This window comes from Cupriavidus sp. FW305-27, from assembly GCF_058787995.1.
This window is the reverse complement of the sequence record NZ_JBYTAG010000014.1, coordinates 85,317-106,754: the sequence shown is the minus strand read 5'-3', so window position 1 is coordinate 106,754 and position 21,438 is coordinate 85,317. Positions and strand designations below refer to the sequence as shown.

Annotated in this window: 22 protein-coding genes; 14 read left to right on the top strand and 8 right to left on the bottom strand. The window is 66.8% G+C overall.

Annotated features, from left to right (window positions below; all coding sequences use genetic code 11):
* Window positions 1–54: 54 nt before the first annotated feature.
* The 4 genes from AC3WRI_RS09590 to AC3WRI_RS09575 are packed head-to-tail and all read left to right on the top strand — an operon-like array spanning window position 55 to window position 2,773.
* Window positions 55–516, top strand: a complete 462-nt coding sequence (locus AC3WRI_RS09590; RefSeq protein WP_492293265.1) for a RidA family protein — start codon at window positions 55–57, stop codon at window positions 514–516.
* A 7-nt stretch (window positions 517–523) separates the two neighbouring features.
* On the top strand, window positions 524–853 hold the full coding sequence (locus tag AC3WRI_RS09585) for a DHCW motif cupin fold protein (protein WP_010813560.1): 330 nt from the start codon (window positions 524–526) through the stop codon (window positions 851–853).
* 53 nt (window positions 854–906) lie between these two features.
* A complete protein-coding gene (locus tag AC3WRI_RS09580; RefSeq protein ID WP_439668085.1) occupies window positions 907–2,097 on the top strand; it encodes an aminotransferase-like domain-containing protein in 1,191 nt (396 codons plus the stop codon).
* A gap of 31 nt (window positions 2,098–2,128) precedes the next feature.
* Window positions 2,129–2,773, top strand: coding sequence for a glutathione S-transferase family protein (locus tag AC3WRI_RS09575; protein WP_010813562.1), 645 nt, complete (start codon window positions 2,129–2,131; stop codon window positions 2,771–2,773).
* Between the two features lie 34 nt (window positions 2,774–2,807).
* Here AC3WRI_RS09575 and AC3WRI_RS09570 read toward each other — a convergent pair whose 3' ends face one another.
* On the bottom strand, window positions 2,808–3,461 hold the full coding sequence (locus AC3WRI_RS09570) for a LysE family translocator (RefSeq protein ID WP_011615762.1): 654 nt from the start codon (window positions 3,459–3,461) through the stop codon (window positions 2,808–2,810).
* Window positions 3,462–3,876: 415 nt separating this feature from the next.
* Between AC3WRI_RS09570 and AC3WRI_RS09565 the strand changes: the two genes are divergently transcribed.
* Together AC3WRI_RS09565 and AC3WRI_RS09560 are read left to right on the top strand one after the other, a co-directional pair.
* Window positions 3,877–5,559 carry an L-lactate permease gene (locus AC3WRI_RS09565; RefSeq protein WP_010813564.1) on the top strand — a complete coding sequence of 561 codons (1,683 nt, stop codon included), beginning with the start codon at window positions 3,877–3,879 and terminating at the stop codon, window positions 5,557–5,559.
* A gap of 161 nt (window positions 5,560–5,720) precedes the next feature.
* A complete protein-coding gene (locus AC3WRI_RS09560; protein ID WP_010813565.1) occupies window positions 5,721–7,550 on the top strand; it encodes an ABC transporter ATP-binding protein in 1,830 nt (609 codons plus the stop codon).
* 74 nt (window positions 7,551–7,624) lie between these two features.
* Here AC3WRI_RS09560 and parC read toward each other — a convergent pair whose 3' ends face one another.
* From parC to AC3WRI_RS09545, 3 genes are all read right to left on the bottom strand, one after another.
* Window positions 7,625–9,967: a DNA topoisomerase IV subunit A gene (parC, locus tag AC3WRI_RS09555; RefSeq protein WP_010813566.1), complete on the bottom strand. Its 2,343-nt coding sequence runs from the start codon at window positions 9,965–9,967 to the stop codon at window positions 7,625–7,627.
* A gap of 72 nt (window positions 9,968–10,039) precedes the next feature.
* On the bottom strand, window positions 10,040–10,837 hold the full coding sequence (locus tag AC3WRI_RS09550) for a lytic transglycosylase domain-containing protein (protein WP_058696637.1): 798 nt from the start codon (window positions 10,835–10,837) through the stop codon (window positions 10,040–10,042).
* A 107-nt stretch (window positions 10,838–10,944) separates the two neighbouring features.
* Window positions 10,945–12,936, bottom strand: coding sequence for a DNA topoisomerase IV subunit B (locus AC3WRI_RS09545; protein ID WP_010813568.1), 1,992 nt, complete (start codon window positions 12,934–12,936; stop codon window positions 10,945–10,947).
* A 346-nt stretch (window positions 12,937–13,282) separates the two neighbouring features.
* Between AC3WRI_RS09545 and AC3WRI_RS09540 the strand changes: the two genes are divergently transcribed.
* Entirely contained in the window at window positions 13,283–14,494 is a 1,212-nt protein-coding gene (locus AC3WRI_RS09540; RefSeq protein WP_037023614.1) for an MFS transporter, read from the top strand.
* Window positions 14,491–14,634: a hypothetical protein gene (locus tag AC3WRI_RS09535; RefSeq protein WP_155737093.1), complete on the top strand. Its 144-nt coding sequence runs from the start codon at window positions 14,491–14,493 to the stop codon at window positions 14,632–14,634. The genes AC3WRI_RS09540 and AC3WRI_RS09535 overlap by 4 nt, the downstream gene beginning before the upstream one ends.
* An 18-nt stretch (window positions 14,635–14,652) precedes the next feature.
* Here AC3WRI_RS09535 and AC3WRI_RS09530 read toward each other — a convergent pair whose 3' ends face one another.
* Complete coding sequence (locus AC3WRI_RS09530; RefSeq protein ID WP_010813571.1) at window positions 14,653–16,584, bottom strand: ATP-binding cassette domain-containing protein; 1,932 nt, start codon at window positions 16,582–16,584, stop codon at window positions 14,653–14,655.
* 333 nt (window positions 16,585–16,917) lie between these two features.
* Between AC3WRI_RS09530 and AC3WRI_RS09525 the strand changes: the two genes are divergently transcribed.
* A complete protein-coding gene (locus tag AC3WRI_RS09525) occupies window positions 16,918–18,096 on the top strand; it encodes a benzoate/H(+) symporter BenE family transporter (protein ID WP_010813572.1) in 1,179 nt (392 codons plus the stop codon).
* A 9-nt stretch (window positions 18,097–18,105) separates the two neighbouring features.
* Here AC3WRI_RS09525 and AC3WRI_RS09520 read toward each other — a convergent pair whose 3' ends face one another.
* Entirely contained in the window at window positions 18,106–18,615 is a 510-nt protein-coding gene (locus tag AC3WRI_RS09520; protein ID WP_011615767.1) for a hypothetical protein, read from the bottom strand.
* Between the two features lie 260 nt (window positions 18,616–18,875).
* On the opposite strand from AC3WRI_RS09520, the gene AC3WRI_RS09515 reads away from it, so the two are divergent.
* The 3 genes from AC3WRI_RS09515 (at window position 18,876) to AC3WRI_RS09505 (ending at window position 19,964) form a co-directional block, all read left to right on the top strand.
* A complete protein-coding gene (locus AC3WRI_RS09515; RefSeq protein ID WP_010813574.1) occupies window positions 18,876–19,208 on the top strand; it encodes a DMT family transporter in 333 nt (110 codons plus the stop codon).
* Window positions 19,209–19,284: 76 nt separating this feature from the next.
* Entirely contained in the window at window positions 19,285–19,587 is a 303-nt protein-coding gene (locus AC3WRI_RS09510; RefSeq protein ID WP_041687468.1) for a type II toxin-antitoxin system HigB family toxin, read from the top strand.
* 5 nt (window positions 19,588–19,592) lie between these two features.
* Window positions 19,593–19,964, top strand: coding sequence for a helix-turn-helix domain-containing protein (locus tag AC3WRI_RS09505; protein WP_011615769.1), 372 nt, complete (start codon window positions 19,593–19,595; stop codon window positions 19,962–19,964).
* 27 nt (window positions 19,965–19,991) lie between these two features.
* Here AC3WRI_RS09505 and AC3WRI_RS09500 read toward each other — a convergent pair whose 3' ends face one another.
* Together AC3WRI_RS09500 and AC3WRI_RS09495 are read right to left on the bottom strand one after the other, a co-directional pair.
* The gene (locus AC3WRI_RS09500; RefSeq protein ID WP_010813577.1) at window positions 19,992–20,228 is read right to left on the bottom strand and encodes a hypothetical protein; all 237 of its coding nucleotides are present in this window, start codon (window positions 20,226–20,228) and stop codon (window positions 19,992–19,994) included.
* A 31-nt stretch (window positions 20,229–20,259) separates the two neighbouring features.
* Window positions 20,260–20,469 carry a hypothetical protein gene (locus AC3WRI_RS09495; protein WP_010813578.1) on the bottom strand — a complete coding sequence of 70 codons (210 nt, stop codon included), beginning with the start codon at window positions 20,467–20,469 and terminating at the stop codon, window positions 20,260–20,262.
* A gap of 329 nt (window positions 20,470–20,798) precedes the next feature.
* Between AC3WRI_RS09495 and AC3WRI_RS09490 the strand changes: the two genes are divergently transcribed.
* Window positions 20,799–21,089 (top strand): DUF2471 family protein, encoded by a 291-nt coding sequence (locus AC3WRI_RS09490; protein ID WP_492293263.1) that lies wholly within the window; start codon window positions 20,799–20,801, stop codon window positions 21,087–21,089.
* Window positions 21,079–21,342, top strand: coding sequence for a hypothetical protein (locus AC3WRI_RS09485; RefSeq protein ID WP_492293261.1), 264 nt, complete (start codon window positions 21,079–21,081; stop codon window positions 21,340–21,342). Before AC3WRI_RS09490 ends, AC3WRI_RS09485 begins: the two co-directional genes overlap by 11 nt.
* The last annotated feature ends 96 nt before the right edge of the window (window positions 21,343–21,438 follow it).

Below are 21,438 nucleotides of genomic sequence, written 5' to 3'. Positions count from 1 at the left end.
CGCCCCGGAAACGCCACCGATCCTCCCTGGACGCATTCACTGACTGGAGCCTACATGTCCGTCTACGACACCCTTGCCCGCCTCGGCATCGAACTGCCGGCCGTCAACGCCCCCGCCGCCGCCTATGCAATGGCCGCGCAAACCGGCAACACCGTGTTCCTGTCGGGCCATATCGCCCGCAAGGACGGCAAGGTATGGACCGGCAAGCTGGGCAAGGACATCGATACCGAGTCCGGCAAGGCCGCAGCGCGCGCGATCGCCATCGACCTGCTGGCCACGCTGCACGCGCATGTGGGCGACCTGAACCGCGTCACCCGCATCGTCAAGGTGATGAGCCTGGTCAACTCGACTCCCGAATTCACCGAGCAGCACCTCGTCACCAACGGCGCCTCGGAGCTGCTGGCCGAAGTGTTCGGCGACAAGGGCAAGCATGCGCGCAGCGCCTTCGGCGTGGCGCAGGTCCCGCTGGGCGCCTGTGTCGAGATCGAGATGATCGCCGAAGTGAAGGCGGCCTGAGGCCCGCATGCGCATCGACAACCTGCCCTTCGGCACCACCGACTGGTCGGCCATCGCGCCGACCCGCCACCCCGGCGAGCAGGGCGAGGCCACCTGGCGCACGCGCCAGTTCGGCGACATCCGCGTGCGCATGGTCGAATATTCGCCGGGCTACCTGGCCGACCACTGGTGCAGCAAGGGCCATATCCTGTTCGTGCTGGACGGCGAGCTCCATACCGAGCTGGAAGACGGCCGGCAGTTCGTGCTCGGCGCGGGCACCAGCTACCAGGTAGCCGACCAGGCGGAAGCGCACCGTTCGTCCTCGCCGAAGGGCGCACGACTATTTATCGTTGACTGAGCGGCAGGCTTGCCGCTCAGCCCAGAACTCCCCCAGACCACAAGAGACACATCATGAAATGGGCCATCTCCCGCCGGGCACAGCAACTGACCAGCTCGGCCATCCGCGAAATCCTGAAGGTCACCGAGCGTCCGGAAGTCATTTCGTTCGCCGGCGGCCTGCCGTCGCCGGCCTCGTTCCCGGTAGCGGCCATGGAGGCAGCGACGGCCCGCGTATTCGCCGACAACCCGCAGGCGGCGCTGCAATACGCCGCGACCGAAGGCTACCTGCCGCTGCGCGAGTTCGTCGCCAGGCGCCATGGCGCGCCGGTCGAGCGCGTGCTGATCACCACCGGCTCGCAGCAGGCACTGGACCTGATCGCCAAGGTGATGATCGACCCGGGCAGCAAGGTGCTGGTGGAAACCCCCAGCTACCTCGGCGCGCTGCAGGCGTTCTCGCTGTTCGAACCTGAGTTCGTCTCGATCCCCAGCGATGACAAGGGCCTGCTGCCCGAGGCGCTGACGCCCGAGCTGACCGCCGGCGCGCGCTTCCTGTACGCCCTGCCCAACTTCCAGAACCCGACCGGGCGCCGCCTGCCGCTGGAACGCCGCGAGGCGCTGGTGGCCCGCGCCAAGGAACAGGGCGTGCTGCTGGTCGAGGACGATCCCTACGGCGCGCTCAGCTACACCGGCGACCAGCTGCCCAGCCTGCTGTCGATGAATCCGGACGGCGTGATCTACATGGGCTCGTTCTCGAAGATCCTGGCCCCCGGCATGCGCCTGGGCTACGTGATCGCCCCGCCCGAGCTGCACTTCAAGCTGTGCCAGGCCAAGCAGGCGTCTGACCTGCACACGCCGACCTTCACCCAGCGCGTGGCCTACGAGACCATCCGCGACGGCCTGCTCGACACGCATATCCCGACCATCCGCGAGCTCTACGGCAAGCAGTGCCAGTACATGCTGGATGCGCTCAAGCGCCATATGCCCGAGGGCGTGACCTGGAACGAGCCCGAAGGCGGCATGTTCATCTGGATGGAGCTGCCCGAGGGCCTGGACAGCATGGTGATCCTGGAAGAAGCCGTGAAGCGCAACGTGGCCTATGTGCCGGGCGCGCCGTTCTACGCCAGCAACCCGAAGCGCAACGCGCTGCGCCTGGCCTTCGTCACGGTGTCGGCAGAGCGCATCGAGCAGGGCGTGGCCATCCTTGGCGAGCTGTTCCGCGAAGCCATCGCCGCGGCCGCCGCCAGGCAACCGCGCGCGGCCTGAAGCCCGGGCGCGCATCACCACTGGAGCCGAAATGTTGCGTATCTGGGGCCGACTCTCCTCCATCAACGTGCAGAAAGTGGTCTGGTGCGCGCGCGAGCTGCACCTGGACCATGAGCGCGTGGATATCGGCGTGACCAAGGGCGACCTCGACACCGAGGCCTATGTGCGCCTGAACCCGAACCGCCAGATCCCCGTGATCGAGGATTTCCGCGGCACCGATGTCGGCGGCGAGCCCTTCGTGCTGTGGGAATCCAATGCGATCGTGCGGTACCTGTGCGCGCGCTACGGCGAAGGCACGCTGTGGCCCGAGGACGTCAAGGCACGCGCCTCGGCCGACCGCTGGATGGACTGGCAGACCACCGCCTTCAGCCCGGCCATGGTGACGGCGTTCCTGAACCTGGTGCGCAAGCCGAAGGCGGAGCGCGACGAGGCTGCCATCAAGGCATCGTGCGAGCGCACCGAGCCGCTGGCCGAACTGCTGGACAAGGCGCTGGCCGGGCGCGAGTTCATCGGCGGCGACCGCTTCACCATGGCCGACATCTCGCTGGCCTGCGCCGCGCACCGCTGGATGGGGCTGCCGCTCAAGCACCAGTCGCGCCCCAACCTGGAGCGCTGGTTGAGCGCAATGCGCGCCCGCCCCGCCGCGGACGGCATCCTGGAACTGCCGCTGCGCTGAGCCGCGGCAGTTTTTTCTTTCCTGCCGTCCTGCCTTACTTCGCCGCGCGCGAGCCCGACGCCGCGGTAAATACCCCCAGCCCGATAAACGCCGCGCCGGTCAGGTAGCGGCCGAGCGCGCGCGCCCTGCCGGCGCGGCGCAGTGCCGGCATCACCGCGGCGGCGGCCATCACGTAGCAGGCGTCCGTGGTCGCGGCGATCAGCACGAAGGCCACGCCCAGTGCCAGGCTCTGCGTCAGCGCCGAGCCTGCCGGGTTCATGAACTGCGGCAGGAAGGCGGCAAAGAAGATCGCGGTCTTGGGATTGAGCAGCGCCACCACGAAGCCGTCGCGCACCACCTGGCGCAGGCTGCGTGGCGCTGCTTCAACCGTGCCGCCGTCAGCCGCCGCGGCGCCGCCACGCAAGGCGCGGATGCCCAGCCAGATCAGGTAGGCCGCCCCTGCGTACTTGACCACCGAAAACGCCAGCGCCGATACCGAGAACAGCACCGCCAGCCCCAGCGAGGCGCCGATCGCGTTGCCCAGGTTGCCCAGCGCCACCGCGCCGATCGAGGCCAGCCCGGCCTGCCGGCCCTGCGCCAGGGTGCGCGTGACGATATAGACCACGGCCGGGCCGGGCGTGATGGCCAGCGCCAGGCTGGCCAGCACGAATGCGGTCAGCAAAGGCCAGGGGGGAAGGAATTCGGTCATGGGCAGCCTCATTCAATGGTTGGATGCGGGCGGCAGCGCGCCCGCGGCATGACGCCCGCCAGTATGCGCCGAGCGCCAGCGCTTGTGCCAGTCCCGGGCATGGCTGCCGGGCCGGTCATGCAAGCCGGTGGCAGGCACGCAGACTTTTGCAACAGGCGCCGTTTAGAGTACTCTCGCCGGAGTGCCTGGAAGGCACCACGTGCGCCGCAATGCCCCCCAGGGAAACCCTGATCCCTGAATGTGGCTCATGCCAGGCATGACGCAATATACGACAGCGAACACGGAACCCGTTCCTACAATCGCTGGTTCTTTCCCGCGCGCGGCGGATGCCGCTCGCCGGGGCAAAGCGCATGCACGGCGCCGAGGGCACGCAGATCGTCCCGGCGCCTGAGCCAACCTGAGGAGGACATCGATCGTGTGGAGTCAAGTCTATGACCCGCTAGGCAATATGGCGCTGTCGACCATTGCCGCGGGCATTCCCGTCGCCGTGCTGCTGGCAGCGCTGGCGTTCTTTCATATGCAGGCCCACCTGGCGGCGGGGCTGGCATTGCTGATCGGCATCGTGGTCGCCTCCACGGTGTTCGGCATGCCGGCGGCAATGGCCGGCAAGGCAGCGGGGCTGGGCATCGTATCCGGGCTGTTCCCGATCGGCTGGATCGTGCTGAACATCATCTTCCTGCACCGGCTGACAACCCTTAACGGGTCATTCAAGGTCTTGCAGAACTCGATCTCCGGCATCACCGAGGACCGCCGCCTGCAGCTGCTGCTGGTGGCGTTCAGCTTCGGCGCCTTCTTCGAGGGCGCGGCCGGCTTCGGCACACCGGTGGCCGTGACCGGCGCCATCCTGATCGGCCTGGGCTTCTCGCCGCTGGCCGCCTCGGGCCTGGCGCTGATCGCCAACACGGCGCCGGTGGCCTACGGCGCGCTGGGCGCCCCGATCATCGGCCTGGCGTCGGTGACCGGGCTGGACCTGCTCGACCTGTCGGCCATGATCGGCCGCCAGCTGCCGTTCTTCTCCGTGATCGTGCCGTTCTGGCTGATCTGGGCCTTTGCCGGCTTCCGCGGCATGCTGGCGATCTGGCCGGCGATCCTGGTGGCGGGCGTGAGCTTTGCGATCCCGCAGTTCCTGGTGTCCAACTACCACGGACCGTGGCTGGTGGACGTGATCGCCGCGCTGGTGTCGATGGGCTCGCTGACGCTGTTCCTGAAGGTCTGGCATCCGAAGGAGATCTGGACCTCGACCAGGATCCTGGGCCGCCACGACGACTCCAAGGTCGACCATCCCGAAGCGCTCGAAGCCGATGCCCGCGCCAGCGCCGCCTCGGCCGGCATCTCGGTGGCCAAGGCCTGGATGCCGTGGGTGATCCTGACGGTGTTCGTCTTTGTCTGGGGCGTGCCCGAGTTCAAGAAGCTGATGGATAGCCTGTGGGCGTGGAAATTCCCGATCCCGGGGCTGGACAAGGCCATCGTCAAGGTGCCGCCGGTCGTGCCCAAGGACGTCATCGAAGGCGCGGTCTTCAACTTCAACGTGCTGTCGATGGCCGGCACCGGCATCTTTGTCTCGGCCATCGCCGGCGGCCTGCTGATGGGCTACTCGGTGCCGCGCCTGTTCAAGGAATACTGGGAAACCATCAAGCTGGTGCGCTACTCGCTGCTGACCATCTGCGCGATGTTCGGCGTCGGCTACCTGACCCGCTACTCGGGCCTGGATGCCACGCTGGGCCTGGCCTTCGCCCACACCGGCGTGTTCTATCCGCTGTTCGGCACCATGCTGGGCTGGCTGGGCGTGGCGCTGACCGGTTCGGACACGGCCTCGAACGTGCTGTTCGGCGGCCTGCAGAAGACCACGGCGGAGCAGCTGGGCCTGTCGCCGGTGCTGATGGCCTCGGCCAACAGCTCAGGCGGCGTGATGGGCAAGATGATCGATGCGCAGTCCATCGTGGTGGCCTCGACCGCGACCAAGTGGTACGGCCACGAAGGCGACATCCTGCGCTACGTGTTCTTCCACTCGATCGTGCTGGCGATCCTGGTGGGCCTGTTCGTGACGCTGCAGGCCTATGTGCCGCCGTTCACGCATATGGTGATCCACCATCCCTGACCATTCAGAAGTTTCCGCACTGCGGTTCTGACAAGGCCCCGCCCCTGGCGGGGCTTTTCCATTGTGCAAGGCGCGTATCATGTTGTGTCTGATCCGCCGCACGCGCGCCCCCACCTCCCACGAAGACGCCAGGGCGCGCCGGGCACAACGGGAAACCTGCCATGTTGCGTCGCCTGGAAAGACTGATCGACCCCTTCCGGGGCATGCCCGACCACGAGCCGCCCGGCCAGGTCTGGCGCTTTTATGCCTGGTACCTGCGCGAAGTGTGGGGTGTGTTCGCGCTGCTGTTGCTGGTGGGTCTGGTCGGCGCACTGATCGAGGTGGCGCTGTTCAGCTTCCTCGGCCGGCTGGTCGACATGGCACAGACCACGCCAGGCGCGGAGTTCTTCAGCCGGCATCGCAACGAGCTGCTGTGGATGGCCGTGGTGGCGCTGCTGCTGCGCCCGATCTTCTTCGGCCTGCACGACGTCCTTGTGCACCAGGTCATCAACCCCGGCCTGGCCAACCTGATCCGCTGGCAGAACCACCGCTACGTGCTCAAGCAGAGCCTGTCGTTCTTCCAGAATGATTTTGCCGGGCGCATCGCGCAGCGCATCATGCAGACCGGCTTCTCGCTGCGCGATTCCGCGGTGCAGGCGGTGGACGCAATCTGGCACGTGGTGATCTACGCGATCAGCTCGCTGGTGCTGTTCGCGCAGGCCGACTGGCGGCTAATGATCCCGCTGCTGCTGTGGATCGCGTGCTACGTGGCCGCCCTGCTCCACTTCGTGCCGCGCGTGAAGCAGCGTTCGGTGGTCGCCACGGAATCGCGTTCCCGGCTGATGGGGCGTATCGTCGACGGCTACACCAATATCACCACACTCAAGCTGTTCGCCCACACCCGTCACGAGGAAGACTATGCGCGCGACGCCATGTCCGAGCAGACCGAGAAGTCGCGGCTGGCCGGGCGCATGATCAGCGGCATGGACATCACCATCACCGCCATGAACGGCGCGCTGATTGCCGGCACCACGGGGCTGGCCCTGTGGCTGTGGAGCGAGGGGCACGTCACCACCGGCGCGATTGCGCTCACCACCGGGCTGGTGATCCGCATCAACAATATGTCCGGCTGGATCATGTGGGTGGTCAACGGCATCTTCGAAAACGTCGGCCAGGTGCAGGACGGCATGAAGACGATAGCCGTGCCGCGCGTGGTGACCGACCGCGCCGACGCGAAGCCGTTGCGCGTCACCCATGGCGAGGTCCGCTTCGAGCGGGTGGGATTCCACTATGGCAAGGGCTCAGGCGTCATCGAAGGCGTGGACCTGACGGTGCGCCCGGGCGAGAAGATCGGGCTGGTCGGCCCCTCCGGCGCCGGCAAGTCGACGCTGGTCAACCTGCTGCTGCGACTCTACGACGTCGAGCGCGGCCGCATCCTGATCGACGGACAGGACATCGCCGCGGTCACGCAAGAAAGCCTGCGCGCACAGATCGGCATGGTCACGCAGGACACCTCGCTGCTGCACCGGTCGATCCGCGAGAACCTGCTCTACGGCAAACCCTCCAGTACCGAGGCTGAACTGCAGCAAGCCCTGCACCGCGCCCGCGCCGACGAATTCACCCCGCACCTGGTCGACGCCCACGGCAATACCGGGCTGGAGGCACAGGTCGGCGAGCGCGGCGTGAAGCTGTCAGGCGGACAGCGCCAGCGCATTGCCATCGCGCGCGTGCTGCTCAAGAATGCGCCGATCCTGATCCTGGACGAAGCCACCTCGGCCCTGGATTCGGAAGTGGAAGCGGCAATCCAGGAAAGCCTGGAAACGCTGATGCAGGGCAAGACCGTGATCGCCATCGCCCACCGGCTGTCGACGATTGCGCGCATGGACCGGCTGGTGGTGCTGGACAACGGCCATATCGTGGAAAGCGGCACGCACGCGCAATTGCTGGCGCACGGCGGGCTGTATGCGCGGCTGTGGGCGCATCAGACCGGGGGATTTGTGGGAGTGGATTGAGTCGCTGGTTTGCTCCCCTCTCCCGCTTGCGGGAGAGGGGAGCAAACATTCGCCTGGGCTGACGATTCAGCTAATCAATTGCCGCCAGCCGGCGGCTCCACGCGCACCGGATCGATGCGCGGCTCCTTGAGCTTGGCCTCGATCGCCTTGCCCTTGCGCGCGCGCTTGCCGACGTAGGCCTGCAAGGCCACGCCTGCCAGCTTCTGCGAGGTCGGCTTGCCGCCGCGCCCCGCGCCCGAGAGCATCAGCCCCGGCGCGCCGACGCCCACCGCCTGCAGCAGCTTCTCCTTGGGTTCCAGCTCGATCAGGATCACGCCACGCCCGCCGGCGGACAGCACCTTCACTTCATCGAGCGCCACCAGCAGCAGGCGGCCGTTGCCGGACAGGCAGGCCACATGCGTGGCCTCGTCGCCGATCGGCGCCGGCGCCAGCGGCGTGTCGCCGTCATCCAGCGTCAGGAACGACTTGCCGCCCTTCTGCCGGCTGATCATATCGCCGACCTTGGTCTGGAAGCCATTGCCGCCCGCGGTGGCGATCAGCATGCGCTGCTCCGCGCTGCCGGCAAAGGTGTGCGCGACCTGGCTGCCGGACTGCAACTCGATCAGCGTGGTGATGGGCACCCCGTCGCCGCGCCCGCCAGGCAGGCTGGCGACCGGCACGGAATAGACCCGGCCGTTGGTGCCGAAGACCAGCAGCACGTCGACGGTACGGCATTCGAAGGTGCCGTAGAGCGCGTCGCCGGCCTTGAACGTGAACTGCTGCGCGTCGTGGCCATGGCCCTGGCGCGTGCGCACCCAGCCCTTCTGCGACATCACCACCGTCACCGGCTCGTCGATCACGCGCACTTCGGCCGCGGCGCGGCGCTCTTCCTGGATCAGCGTGCGGCGCGGGTCCTTGTCTTCCGGGCTGTACTGCTTGGCGTCGGTCTCGATCTCCTTGATGATGCGGCGGCGCATCATGGTCTCGGACTTGAGCAGCACGTCCAGGTCGGCCTGCTCCTCGCGCAGTTCCTTGAGTTCCTTTTCGATCCGGATCGCTTCCAGGCGCGCCAGCTGGCGCAGCCGGATTTCGAGGATGTCCTCGGCCTGGCGGTCGCTCAGGCCGAAGGCCTCGATCAGCGCCGGCTTGGGCTCGTCGCTCTCGCGGATGATGCGGATCACCTCGTCGATATTGAGCAGCACCAGCATCCGGCCTTCGAGGATATGGATGCGGTCCTCGACCTTGCCCAGGCGGTGGCGCGTGCGGCGCGTGACGGTGTCGAAGCGGAACGCGATCCACTCCGACAGGATCTCGCGCAGGCCCTTCTGGCGCGGGCGCCCGTCGGTGCCGATCATCACCAGGTTGATCGGCGCGCCCGACTCCAGGCTGGTATGCGCCAGCAGCGTATGGATGAACTCCTGCTGGCCGACGTTCTTGCTCTTGGGCTCGAACACCAGCCGCACCGGCGCATCCTTGCCCGATTCGTCGCGCACCGCATCCAGCACTGCCAGCACGGTGGCCTTGAGCTGCTGCTGGTCCTGCGTCAGCGCCTTCTTGCCGGTCTTGATCTTGGGGTTGGTGATTTCCTCGATCTCTTCCAGCACCTTCTGCGCCGAGGTGTTCGGCGGCAGCTCGGTCACCACCAGCTGCCACTGGCCGCGCGCCATCTCCTCGATGGTCCAGCGCGCGCGCACCTTCAGGCTGCCGCGGCCGCCCTCGTAGATCTGGGCGATATCGGACGCCGGCGAAATGATCTGGCCGCCGCCCGGGTAGTCCGGCCCCGGCATCAGCGCCAGCAGCTCGGCCAGCGTGATATTGGGATTGCGGATCATCGCCACGGTGGCCGCGGCGACTTCGCGCAGGTTGTGCGGCGGGATCTCGGTCGCCATGCCCACCGCGATGCCCGAGGCGCCGTTGAGCAGCACGAACGGCAGCCGCGCCGGCAGCAGCCTGGGCTCCTGCATCGAGCCGTCGTAGTTGGGGGCGAAATCGACCGTGCCTTCATCGATCTCATCGAGCAGCAGCCGCGAGATCGGCGTCAGGCGCGCTTCGGTGTAGCGCATCGCCGCCGCGCCGTCGCCATCGCGCGAGCCGAAGTTGCCCTGGCCGTCGATCAGCGGGTAGCGCAGCGAGAAGTCCTGCGCCAGGCGCACCAGCGCGTCGTAGGCGGACTGGTCGCCGTGCGGGTGGAACTTGCCCAGCACGTCGCCGACCACGCGCGCGGACTTGACCGGCTTGGCGTCGGCGCGCAGGCCCATCTCGTGCATCGCGAACAGGATGCGGCGCTGCACCGGCTTCTGGCCGTCGGCCACCTCGGGCAGCGCGCGGCCCTTGACCACGCTGACGGCGTAGTCCAGGTAGGCGCGCTCGGCGTAGCGCGCCAGCGTCAGCGAATCGGCCGGCTCTTCAGGTTGAAACGTGATGTCTTGTTGTTCCATGGGTAGGCAAGAATTCGGCGCGCCACGTTGAACTGCCGGCGCGCCGGGTTGCTTGTTGTTCGGGTATGCCGGTCAGGGCATGGCGCGGCGCCCGCCGATGACCATCTTCACGCGCGGGCCGTCCGCGCTGGCGCTGGCGCGCTTGAGCACCGCGCCCTGCTGCGGCTGGTACAGCCGGTAAAACTGCAGCACGGTGCTGACATACTGCCGGGTCTCCGGGTAAGGCGGAATGCGGTTGTTGTAGCGCTGCACCGCGCCCTCGCCGGCGTTATAGGCAGCCAGCACCAGCTCCAGGTTGTTCGGGAACAGCTGCATCAGCCAGCTCAGGTAGCGCACGCCCGCGGTGATATTGGTGCGTGGATCGGCCAGCTTCTGCTCGATGCTTCGGCGCGCATCGGCGTTCACGCCAAAGCGCGCGCCGGTGTCGGGGATCACCTGCATCAGGCCGATCGCGCCCTTGGGCGACACCGCGCCCGGGTTGAAGCCCGACTCGACCGCCATCACCGCCTTGACCAGCGCGGGATCGACATCCTGCTTGCCGGCGATCTGGTGGATCAGCGGCTCGACGGTCTTGATATTGGGATGGTTGACGACGTAGCGGTACAGCTTGTGCTGCTCCAGGTCGATGTCAGCGCCAGCGGCCGCCTGCGACTGCCGCGCCGCCAGGCGCGCGGTATCCAGCTTGCCGCCATCCTTCATGAACAGCTTGTAGCGCGCGTCGAGCTTCTGGTCGGCAAAGTGCGCCACGCCATCGGCATCGATAAAGCCCCACAGCTCGGCATGCGCCGCCGGCACGAAGGCGAGCCCGGCCAGCGCCACGACGGCTGCCGCCGCCTTGCGCCATGGTTTGCCGGGAGTTCTCGTCGTCATCGTGCGTTCCAGATTACTGTCCGTTGGCGGCCGTCGGGAATGACGGCCAGGCAGACTGGGGGATTATCTACCCAATCACCGGCCGCCGCTTTCCGCTCAGGTTTCGCTCAGATATCGGCCTCGACCTCGTTGCCCTTCTCTTCCAGCCAGCTGCGGCGCTGTGCGGCCTCGCCCTTGCCCATCAGCATATTCATCATCTCGACGGTCTGCGGCAGGTCGTATTCGCCCAGCGACACGGGCAGCAAGCGCCGCGTGTCGGGGTTCATGGTGGTTTCCCAGAGCTGCTCGGCGCTCATTTCGCCCAGGCCCTTGAAGCGGGAAATCTGCCACGAGTTTTCCTTGACGCCGTCCTTGAGCAGCTTGTCCTGGATGGCCAGCAGCTCGCCTTCGTCCAGCGCGTACAGCTTCTGCGCCGGTTTCTTGCCGCGCGCGGGCGCATCGACGCGGAACAGCGGCGGACGCGCCACAAAGACGTTGCCGGTCTCGATCAGCTTGGGGAAGTGCCGGAAGAACAACGTCAGCAGCAGCACCTGGATATGCGCGCCGTCCACGTCCGCGTCGGACAGGATGCAGATCTTGCCGTAGCGCAGGTTGGACAGGTCGGGCTCGTCGTTGGCGCCGTGCGGGTCCACGCCGATCGCCACCGCGATGTCGTGCACCTCGTTGTTGGCAAAGAGACGGTCGCGCTCGGTCTCCCAGGTATTGAGCACCTTGCCGCGCAGCGGCAGGATGGCCTGGAACTCCTTGTCGCGGCCCATCTTGGCCGAGCCGCCGGCCGAGTCGCCCTCGACCAGGAACAGTTCGTTGCGGGTCACGTCGGTGGACTCGCAATCGGTCAGCTTGCCGGGCAGCACCGCCACGCCGGAGCCTTTTTTCTTTTCGACCTTCTGCGCCGCGCGCGTGCGCGCCTGGGCCTGGCGGATCACCAGCTCGGCCAGCTTCTTGCCGTACTCGACATGGTGGTTCAGCCACAGCTCCAGCGCCGGACGGCTGAAGGTGGAGACCAGCCGCACCGCGTCGCGGCTGTTCAGGCGTTCCTTGATCTGGCCCTGGAACTGCGGGTCCAGCACCTTGGCCGAGAGCACGAACGAGGCGCGCGCAAACACGTCTTCGCTCATCAGCTTGACGCCCTTGGGCTGCAGCGCGTGCATCTCGATAAAGCTCTTGACCGCCTGGAACAGCCCTTCGCGCAGGCCGGATTCATGCGTGCCGCCGGCCGGCGTCGGGATCAGGTTGACGTAGGACTCGCGCACCGGCGCGCCGTCTTCGGTCCAGGCCACCACCCAGGAGGCGCCTTCGCCGTCGGCAAAGCCTTCATCGCCGGGATTGGCGTCGGGGTCGGCAAAATGCTCGCCCTCGAACATCGGGATCACCAATTCCGCGCCGCTGCCCTGCGCCAGCGCCTCGACCAGGTAGCCCTTCAGGCCCTGGTCGTACTGCCAGGTCTGGCGCTCGCCGGTCTTCTCGGTCACCAGCGTGACCTTGACGCCGGGCAGCAGCACCGCCTTGCTGCGCAGCAGGCGCTGCAGCTCGGCCAGCGGGATCGCGGCCGAGTCGAAATACCTGGCATCCGGCCACACCTGCACGCGGGTGCCGCTCTTCTTCTCGCCCCGCTCGATCTTGCGCGAGGCCAGCGGCACGGTCACGTCGCCGCCGGAGAAGGTCAGCGTCGAGCACATGCTGTCGCGCCACACGGTCACGTCCAGCTGCGTCGACAAGGCATTGGTCACCGACACGCCCACGCCGTGCAGGCCGCCCGAGAAGGCATAGGCACCGCCCTTGCCCTTGTCGAACTTGCCGCCGGCGTGCAGCCGGGTGAAGACGATCTCGACCACCGGCACGCCTTCTTCCGGGTGGATGCCCACCGGAATGCCGCGGCCGTCGTCTTCCACGCTGAGGCTGCCGTCGCGATGCAGGGTCACCAGGATCTCGGAGCCGTGGCCGCCGAGGGCCTCGTCCGAGGCGTTGTCGATCACCTCCTGCACGATATGCAGGGGGTTGTCGGTCCGGGTGTACATGCCGGGACGCTGCTTGACCGGCTCCAGGCCCTTCAGGACCCGGATGGAAGATTCGCTGTACTGACTGGTTTTGCTCGCCATGGAGTCGCTACGAAAGTGATGGTCCCGGCTGCCATGAGGCGCACAACTGTGCACGCGCCGGGGCACCGGGCACTGCATTGTAATGGAAGCGGGCGACGGCAATCCCGCCAAAAAGGCGCTTGGCCTGCCGACCCGCGCTGGCGCCGGTTTTGCCGGGCCGCCGCCGCTTTTTGCCAGGGCGCCGGCAGCGCGGGCAGCGCCGTACGCGTTTTCCCGAGCCGGAGTAAACTCGCCAGCACCCGGCCCCGGCAAGCCCGATTGCCGTCCCGGCATGGACAACAACAAGCACACACAATCCCTGTCGGCACCGCTTACCCGGCGGGACTGCCGCACATCGAGCCAAGACATGCAGAACCGACAACTCTCCCTGACCACCGTACTTGTGTGCGGTGGGCTGCTCGTGACCCTTTCAATGGGCATCCGGCACGGCTTCGGCCTGTTCAACCTGCCGATCACCCAGGCCCATGGCTGGAACCGAGAGACCTTCGCCTTCGCGCTGGCGCTGCAGAACCTGATGTGGGGCGCCAGCCAGCCCTTTGCCGGGGCGCTCGCCGACAAGTTCGGCGCGCTGCGCATCATGCTGGTCGGCGTGGCGCTGTACGTGGCCGGGCTGGTGGTGATGGCGCTGGCCACCAGCGGCACCGCCTTTGCCACCGGTGCCGGCGTGATGATCGGCATCGCCCAGTCCGGCACCACCTACAGCATCGTCTACGGCGTGATCGGCCGTGTGGCCAGCCCCGAGAAGCGGGTCTGGGCCATGGGCATCGCCGCCGCGGCCGGCTCCTTCGGCCAGTTCCTGATGATCCCGGTGGAACAGGGCCTGATCTCCGGGCTGGGCTGGCAGAACGCCCTCTATGTAATGGCGTTGATGGCCTGCGTGATGCTGCCGCTGGCGCTGACGCTGCGCGAGCCGCGCGAAGCGGCCCACACCGGCGGCCACCACCAGACCATCGGCCAGGCCGTGCACGAAGCCTTCGGCAACCGCAACTTCCAGCTGCTGACGCTGGGCTACTTCGTGTGCGGCTTCCAGGTGGTGTTTATCGGCGTGCACCTGGCGCCCTACCTGAAGGACCAGGGCCTGACCGACCCAAAAGTCGCCGTCGTGGCGCTGGCGCTGATCGGGCTGTTCAATGTATTCGGCACCTATACCGCGGGTGCGCTGGGGCAGCGCCTGCCCAAGCGCTACCTGCTGTCCGCCATCTACGTGACGCGCTCGGTGGTGATCGCCAGCTACCTGCTGCTGCCGCTGACGGTGGCCAGCACCTGGGTGTTCGCGGCGGTCATGGGCTTCCTGTGGCTGTCCACGGTGCCGCTGACCAACGGCATCATCGCCCAGGTGTTCGGCGTGAAATACCTGTCGATGCTATCGGGCGTGGTGTTCTTCTCGCACCAGATCGGCAGTTTCCTGGGTGCCTGGCTGGGCGGCTTCCTCTACGACCGCACCGGCGGCTACAACACCGTGTGGCTGATCGCGATCGCGCTGGGCGTGGTGGCCGCGCTGGTGAACCTGCCGATCCGCGAGCAGGCGCTGGTGCGCGCGCAGCCGGCGGCGGCATGATGAGCACGACCCAGGCGCGCGTGATGAAGGCAGCCGGGCTGGCGGTGCTGGCCGGGGTGCTGGCGCTTGGGTTCGTGGGTTACCTGCGGCCGGGGTTCATGGTCGACCTGACCAACATGGTGTTGGCCTGGTGCGGGTGAGGGTCGGCTTGCCTGACCTCAGGCCCCCTCGCCCTTCGACTTCGCCTCCAGCACTTCCCAGCGCTCCAGCGCTTCCAGCAGTTCCATCTCGATCTCGTCGTGCCGCGTGCCCAGCTGCGCGGCCTTGGGCGCATCGCTGACATAGAGCGAGCCGTCCGCGAGCTGTGCCGAGATCACCTTCTGCTCGGTTTCCAGCGCGGCAATGCGCTCCGGCAGGCCGTCCAGTTCGCGCTGCTCCTTGTACGACAGCTTGACCGTACGATTGGCGCCGCGCGCTTCGCGCGAATCCTTGCCCTTCACCGGCTCTGCCGCCTTCTGCTCCGGCTTGCGCGCCGCTTGCAGCGCCGCGCTGCGGGCCGACTGCTCGACCCAGTCGGAATACCCGCCCACCGACTCGCGCCACACGCCATCGCCCTCGGCGGCCAGGGTCGAGGTCACCACGTTGTCCAGGAAGGCGCGGTCGTGCGAGACCAGGAACACGGTGCCGCCATAGTCCTGCAGCAGTTCTTCCAACAGTTCCAGCGTGTCGATGTCGAGATCGTTGGTCGGCTCGTCCAGCACCAGCACATTGGCCGGGCGCGCAAACAGGCGCGCCAGCAGCAGCCGGTTGCGCTCGCCACCAGACAGCGACTTGACCGGCGAACGCGCGCGCTCCGGCGCGAACAGGAAGTCGCCCAGGTAGCTCATCACATGCTTGCGCTGGCCGTTGACCTCGACCCAGTCGCTGCCCGGGCTGATGGTGTCGGCCAGCGAGCGCTCCAGGTCCAGCGCGGTGCGCATCTGGTCGAAGTACGCCACCTGCAGGTTGCTGCCGTTGCGCACGGTGCCGCTGTCCGGCGCCAGTTCGCCCAGGATCAGCCGCAGCAGCGTGGTCTTGCCGGCGCCGTTGGGGCCGATCAGGCCGACCTTGTCGCCGCGCATGATGGTGGCGGTGAAGTCGCGCACCACCACCTTGTCGCCGTAGGCCTTGCTGACGTCGGTCAGCTCGGCCACGATCTTGCCGGAGCGGTCGGCCTGCGACACCTCCAGCCTGACATTGCCCTGCACCTCGCGCCGCGCGGCGCGCTCGTTGCGCATCGCCACCAGGCGCTGGATGCGCGACACGCTGCGAGTGCGGCGCGCCTCCACCCCCTTGCGGATCCACACCTCTTCCTGCGCCAGCAGCTTGTCGAACTTGGCCTGCTCGACCTGCTCGGCGGCAAGCATCTCTTCCTTGCGCGCCTGGTAGGCGGCGAAGTTGCCGGGGAAGGACACCAGCCGGCCGCGGTCCAGTTCGATGATGCGGGTGGCGACGCGGTCGAGGAAGGCGCGGTCGTGGGTGATCAGCAGCACGCTGCCGCGGAAGCCCAGCAGCAGGTCTTCCAGCCAGCGGATCGCTTCCACATCGAGGTGGTTGGTGGGCTCGTCCAGCAGCAGGATGTCGGGCTCGACCACCAGCGCCTGCGCCAGCGCCACGCGTTTCTGCAGGCCACCGGACAGTGCCTCGACGCGCGTGTGCGAATCCAGCCCCAGGCGCGCCAGCGTGGTTTCCACGCGGGTGCGCAGCTGCCAGGCGCCGGCGGCGTCGAGCTCGGACTGCAGCCGGTGCAATTCGGCCAGCGCGGCTTCGTCGTCGTGGTTCTCGGCGACGCGGTCGGCGGCGGCCTCGTAGCGCACCAGCAAGTCGTGCGCATCGCCCATGCCCTGCGAGACCGCGTCGAACACGGTGATGCCCGCCTCGAACTGCGGCTCCTGCGGCACGTAGGCGCTGGTCACGCCGCTCTGGCGCGCGATCAGCCCGTCGTCGGGCGCCGACAGCCCCGCCACGATCTTCAGCAGCGAGGACTTGCCCGAACCGTTGCGCCCGATCAAACCCACGCGCTCGCCGGCCTCCAGCGAAAAGTCGGTGTGATCGAGCAGGGCCACGTGCCCGAAGGCAAGCTGGGCGTCGGTAATGGAAAACAGGGCCATGGGAAAAAGACGAGACGACGAGGGAAAGGAGGGACGGCCTGGCAGCCAGGGCTGGCGTGGCACGGCAGCCCGCATTGTAGACGACCGGGGCCGGGCCAAGGCTGGCCCCAAAAAAGAAGGGCCCGCGCACTGCGGGCCCAAGAGTCTCTCCTCGGTGCCCTGCTCGCAAGGCACGAAGCCAGCATAACAACGCCCCCCTGCCCGCTCCAGTCGGAAAAGTCCGTAAGGGAAAGCCCCGTCAACCGCGATTTCTGGACGCCGCCGCGGCAAATTGGTACGACCAAGGCACTCATGCGAAGATGTCGGCCGTGCCAATGGCCTGCTGCCACCTTCATGACCACCGCTTCGCTGAAATTGTCCGACCTGTCCGTGTCCGCGCTGGTCGCCGGGCTGGTCGCCACGCTCACCGGCTATACCAGTTCGCTGGTGCTGATGATCCAGGCCGGCCACGCCGCCCACCTGACCGATGCCCAGATTTCGTCCTGGATCTGGGCGCTGTCGATGGGAATGGGGATCACCACCATCAGCCTGTCGCTGGCGCTGCGCGTGCCGATCGTGGTGGCCTGGTCCACGCCCGGCGCGGCGCTGCTGATCGCCAGCCTGCCCGGCGTGCCCTACGCGGAAGCCATCGGCGCCTTCCTGCTGGCCGGGCTGATGATGGCCGCGGCCGGCATGACCGGGTGGTTCGACAAGCTGATGCGCGCCCTGCCCGCCAGCATCGCGTCAGCCCTGCTCGCCGGCATCCTGTTCCGCATCAGCGTGGATGTGTTCGTGCAGGCGCAGCACCAGACCGTGCTGCTGCTGGCGATGTTCGCCGCCTACCTGCTCGGGCGGCGCCTGTGGCCGGCCTATGCGGTGCCAGGGGTGCTGCTGACCGGGGCGGTGGTCGCCGGCGTGCTCGGCCAGCTCGATTTCTCGGGCGTGCGGCTGGCGTTGGCGGTGCCGGTGTGGACCACGCCGGCATTCTCGCTGTCAGCCTTGGTCAGCATGGCGGTTCCGCTGTTCATCGTGGCGCTGGCCTCGCAGAACATCCCCGGGCTGGCCGTGCTGCAAGCCGACGGCTACCACGTGCCGGCCTCGCGCCTGATCTCGATCACCGGCCTGACCTCGGCCGTGCTGGCGCCGTTCGGCTCGCACGGCGTCAACCTGGCGGCGATCACCGCCGCCATCTGCACCGGCCCGCAGGCCGACCCCGACCGCAACCGCCGCTATACCGCGGCCGTGGTCTGCGGCGTGGGCTACCTGGTCGCGGGCACGCTGGCGGCCAGCATCGCGGCGCTGTTTGCGGCCTTTCCGCAAGCGCTGGTGGTGGGCGTGACCGCGTTCGCGCTGATGGGCTCGATCGCCAACGGCCTGACCGTGGCCATGCAAATCCCGGCCGAGCGCGAAGCCGCGCTGCTGACCTTCATGATCACGGCGTCCGGCATGACCCTGGCGGGTGTCGGCTCCGCGTTCTGGGGCGTGGTGGGCGGCATGCTGGCGTTCCACGTGCTGCGCCGGCGCGCCGCCTGAGCATCGCCGCTAGAGCATCAGGAAAGCCACGTCCGCGTAGCCGATATCGTCGGACGACACGCCCCTGCGGCGCTGGAACAAGACATGCTGCAGCACGCGGTCGCGATGGGCCGCGAAGGTTTCCGGATCCAGGTTCAACGCCGCGCGCGCGTAGTGCTCGGCCATCAGCTTGTAGACGCGATGACGCACCTGCAGCATCTCGTTCGCCGCCTGGAGCCGGCTCATTTCCCCCACATGGTCTTCGTCCAGCTGACGCATGCTGACCACCACCCGGGCATGCATGCCCCGGTAGCGATCGACCTCCGCATGGGCCTTGCGCAACTCTTCGCGCAGCGACCGCACCTCCTGCAACAGCTTCAGGTTGTGCTGCACGCCGCGTTGGATGCGCGAAGCCTCTTCCAGTGCTTGGTCCGCCGCGGCGATGGTGTCCTGCCACGGATTCGCGTCCGGCGCGGGCCCCCCGTCCCCCGGCTGCGAAGACGTCCCGGCGGACGTGCCGTCGATGCCATTGTGATGCATACCGCTCCCCTTACCCATGCCCGCCGCCGGCATCGTGGGGTTCGTGCCGGCTTGGTCGGGCCAACTACCGCGACTGCCCTGTAGGACTTGTGCCGCGGGCCGGCCATGCGCCCGCTTGTTCACTTCGTTATAGCCACATTCAATCCTCCATCACCGCTTTGCACAACCACCGCAACGGAGGGACGCGGCTTTGGCGCAACATGCGGGAGCGCTAAGATGCCGGCTTCGGCCCGTTTCGGCCCACCCACTTGTACGCTCCCATGAACGGATACCTGCTCCTCGCCCTCGCCATCGTCGCCGAAGTCATCGCCACCAGCAGCCTGAAGGCGTCGCAGGGCTTTACGCGGCTGGTCCCCAGCGTGCTGGTCGTGACCGGCTATGTGGCGGCGTTCTATTTGCTGATGCTGGTGATGCGGACAGTGCCGGTGGGAATTGCCTATGCGATCTGGAGCGGGGCCGGGATCGTACTGGTATCGCTGATCGCGGTGGTGCTGTACCGGCAGGTGCCGGACCTGGCGGCTTGCGCTGGGATTGGTCTGATTATTGCCGGCGTCGCCGTCATTCAGCTGTTTTCGAAAACTAGCGCGCATTGATCGTAGGTATGCTCGGCAGTGGATGACCCCTCATCCACTCTTGCCGCAGTCCCATTTTGGGACTGGCATTGCCCACATGCGAATCATAGCGAAGAGGTCTTTGCTGCAATTCAGCAAGTTCCACCCCGAAGCCAGGCAACCGCTGCTTGCCTGGCATGAAGAAGCCCGCTGCGCGGCCTGGACCGCGCCCAGGGACATCAAGGCACGCTACGCCAGTGCCAGCTTCGTCGGCAGCAACCGCGTGGTCTTCAATCTCGGCGGGAACAAGTACCGGCTTATCGTCGCTGTCGCATACCGGTTGGGGGTCGTCTGCGTGAAGTTCATCGGCACCCATCTCGACTATGACCGCATAGACGCCGCCACCGCGGAAATGGAGTGATCACCATGGATATCCGCCCCCTGCACACTGAAGCCGACTACCAGGAAGCGCTGGCCGCGGTATCCGCCCTGGTCGACGCAGACCCTGTGCCCGACACGCCTGAGGGCGACAAGCTGGAAATCCTCTCCATGCTGGTGGAACGGTATGAAGCCGGGCACTTTCCGATGGATCTGCCGGATCCGATCGCCGCGATCCGCTTTCGCATGGAACAAGCTGGCCTCACGCCACGCGACATGCAACCGTACCTGGGTAACCTCAACCGCGTATATGAAGTGCTCAATGGCAAGCGCGCGCTGAGTCTGGCCATGATCCGGCGGCTGCACCGTGACCTGAAGATTCCCGCGAACGTGCTGATCGCCGAACGCAGTGCGGCATGAGCACTTGCGCAGCGACTGGCGCGCGTGCTAGCCAAAGCGCGCATCGATCTGCTTCCTGGCCCAGTCCGAGGCATGCTGCCATGCCTCGCCTTCGCTGAAGAACTGGCCCGGAACAAGATGGTGATCGAAGACCTTGAGTGGCGCGCCATCCGCCGCTTTCGCGCAGATGGTCACCTCACCTTGCCAGGGGCCGCCAACGCCAAGGGACGTTGCCGATGCTTCATACCAGTGGTCGCGGTAATACGTGAACCCTTGGAGATCCATGTCTTTCTCCACTAGTGGCATTCAGGAAGTGTCAGTCGTTGGCGTCGCCTGAAGTGGCCTGGTCAATCTCCCGTTTCGCGCACGCATAGGCGTTATCGATCGCGACCGATTCCGTGGGAGCAAGCGCCCCGGTGTTGTGCCGGTGTCCGTGACCGCGGATGCCATATGACCAGTCCCACTGGCCGCCCGAGTCCTTTTTGGCCTGGATTGAGATCTCTCGGCCTTTGTATTTCAGTTCCATGGCGTGCGCTCCGGAGTTTGGAGGATCGTAGCATGAAGCACCTGTCAATCCAGGCCCTCGACGGCGAGGCTGGCGCCATCTTCTTGGGCTGAAATTCCGGGGGAATACCTAGATTGAGTTGGGGAGAGGGCACAGCTGGGAACCACAGGGTACGGACTGTGGACTGGTCCCGCCGACAGGACTCATAAATCTGCCGGAAACCATTTATTGGCGCTGGATTATAGGATTGTGATATTTGCAGTGCCCCTTACGGTGCCCCGAAAATAATTTGCTGCCCGATTTGGCGGTTGGGTACACTGTATATCCATACAGTACTTACCCGGACCACCATGGACGTCATCCGAGCAGCCGAGGCCGCCATCCGCGAAGCGGCACCCACCATCGTAACCCGCCACCGTGGCGCCGGGCATCTGACCTGGCGCCTGCTGCACCAGATCGAGGACGAGGTTGTCGCCGCCGTTGAGGCAACGCGGAAGGTGGACCCGGGCATCCTGCGCATGATGCGCGCCTCTCCCCTGATGGGATATCGGAAAACCGACGAGGTCGCCGATTTCAGCAAGGCCGGCGCGGTAGCAGTGACCTTCAGCATTATCTGGGAGGCCTGGAAACATGTGCACTGAGCCGCAGGCAGCAAGCGTATTTCTCGAGGCGCGGTTTTTCGCGGACGACCAGGTCGAAGAGCGGCTGCACTGCGAGCGCGTCACAGAAACGCAGGACGGGATCGTTGTTCACGGACTCGACCCGCGCCACGTGCGCGCGCTGCGCTGGACGCCCGACTACCTCTCGTTCGATGCCGGCGGACAAGTGCGCCGGCACCAGGTCGGCCGGTGGATCGAACTCGGGCCAAACACGGTGAAATTCGCGCGCCGATAGCAGCGATGCTGGGACAAAAATCTTTGTGACCCGGGAGAATCTGAAGAATATCCGGCCGCCGGGAACAAAATCCGCTGGATTGCGCAGATTCCGCCC

Excerpts from the sequence above, each read along its gene's own strand:
- AC3WRI_RS09590 (WP_492293265.1), top strand. The coding sequence starts at position 55 with ATGTCCGTCTACGACACCCTTGCCCGCCTCGGCATCGAACTGCCGGCC.
- AC3WRI_RS09585 (WP_010813560.1), top strand. The coding sequence starts at position 524 with ATGCGCATCGACAACCTGCCCTTCGGCACCACCGACTGGTCGGCCATC.
- AC3WRI_RS09580 (WP_439668085.1), top strand. The coding sequence starts at position 907 with ATGAAATGGGCCATCTCCCGCCGGGCACAGCAACTGACCAGCTCGGCC.
- AC3WRI_RS09575 (WP_010813562.1), top strand. The coding sequence starts at position 2,129 with ATGTTGCGTATCTGGGGCCGACTCTCCTCCATCAACGTGCAGAAAGTG.
- AC3WRI_RS09570 (WP_011615762.1), bottom strand. The coding sequence starts at position 3,461 with ATGACCGAATTCCTTCCCCCCTGGCCTTTGCTGACCGCATTCGTGCTG.
- AC3WRI_RS09560 (WP_010813565.1), top strand. The coding sequence starts at position 5,721 with ATGTTGCGTCGCCTGGAAAGACTGATCGACCCCTTCCGGGGCATGCCC.
- parC (WP_010813566.1), bottom strand. The coding sequence starts at position 9,967 with ATGGAACAACAAGACATCACGTTTCAACCTGAAGAGCCGGCCGATTCG.
- AC3WRI_RS09550 (WP_058696637.1), bottom strand. The coding sequence starts at position 10,837 with ATGACGACGAGAACTCCCGGCAAACCATGGCGCAAGGCGGCGGCAGCC.
- AC3WRI_RS09545 (WP_010813568.1), bottom strand. The coding sequence starts at position 12,936 with ATGGCGAGCAAAACCAGTCAGTACAGCGAATCTTCCATCCGGGTCCTG.
- AC3WRI_RS09540 (WP_037023614.1), top strand. The coding sequence starts at position 13,283 with ATGCAGAACCGACAACTCTCCCTGACCACCGTACTTGTGTGCGGTGGG.
- AC3WRI_RS09535 (WP_155737093.1), top strand. The coding sequence starts at position 14,491 with ATGATGAGCACGACCCAGGCGCGCGTGATGAAGGCAGCCGGGCTGGCG.
- AC3WRI_RS09530 (WP_010813571.1), bottom strand. The coding sequence starts at position 16,584 with ATGGCCCTGTTTTCCATTACCGACGCCCAGCTTGCCTTCGGGCACGTG.
- AC3WRI_RS09525 (WP_010813572.1), top strand. The coding sequence starts at position 16,918 with ATGACCACCGCTTCGCTGAAATTGTCCGACCTGTCCGTGTCCGCGCTG.
- AC3WRI_RS09520 (WP_011615767.1), bottom strand. The coding sequence starts at position 18,615 with ATGCATCACAATGGCATCGACGGCACGTCCGCCGGGACGTCTTCGCAG.
- AC3WRI_RS09515 (WP_010813574.1), top strand. The coding sequence starts at position 18,876 with ATGAACGGATACCTGCTCCTCGCCCTCGCCATCGTCGCCGAAGTCATC.
- AC3WRI_RS09510 (WP_041687468.1), top strand. The coding sequence starts at position 19,285 with ATGCGAATCATAGCGAAGAGGTCTTTGCTGCAATTCAGCAAGTTCCAC.
- AC3WRI_RS09505 (WP_011615769.1), top strand. The coding sequence starts at position 19,593 with ATGGATATCCGCCCCCTGCACACTGAAGCCGACTACCAGGAAGCGCTG.
- AC3WRI_RS09500 (WP_010813577.1), bottom strand. The coding sequence starts at position 20,228 with ATGGATCTCCAAGGGTTCACGTATTACCGCGACCACTGGTATGAAGCA.
- AC3WRI_RS09495 (WP_010813578.1), bottom strand. The coding sequence starts at position 20,469 with ATGGAACTGAAATACAAAGGCCGAGAGATCTCAATCCAGGCCAAAAAG.
- AC3WRI_RS09490 (WP_492293263.1), top strand. The coding sequence starts at position 20,799 with ATGGACGTCATCCGAGCAGCCGAGGCCGCCATCCGCGAAGCGGCACCC.
- AC3WRI_RS09485 (WP_492293261.1), top strand. The coding sequence starts at position 21,079 with ATGTGCACTGAGCCGCAGGCAGCAAGCGTATTTCTCGAGGCGCGGTTT.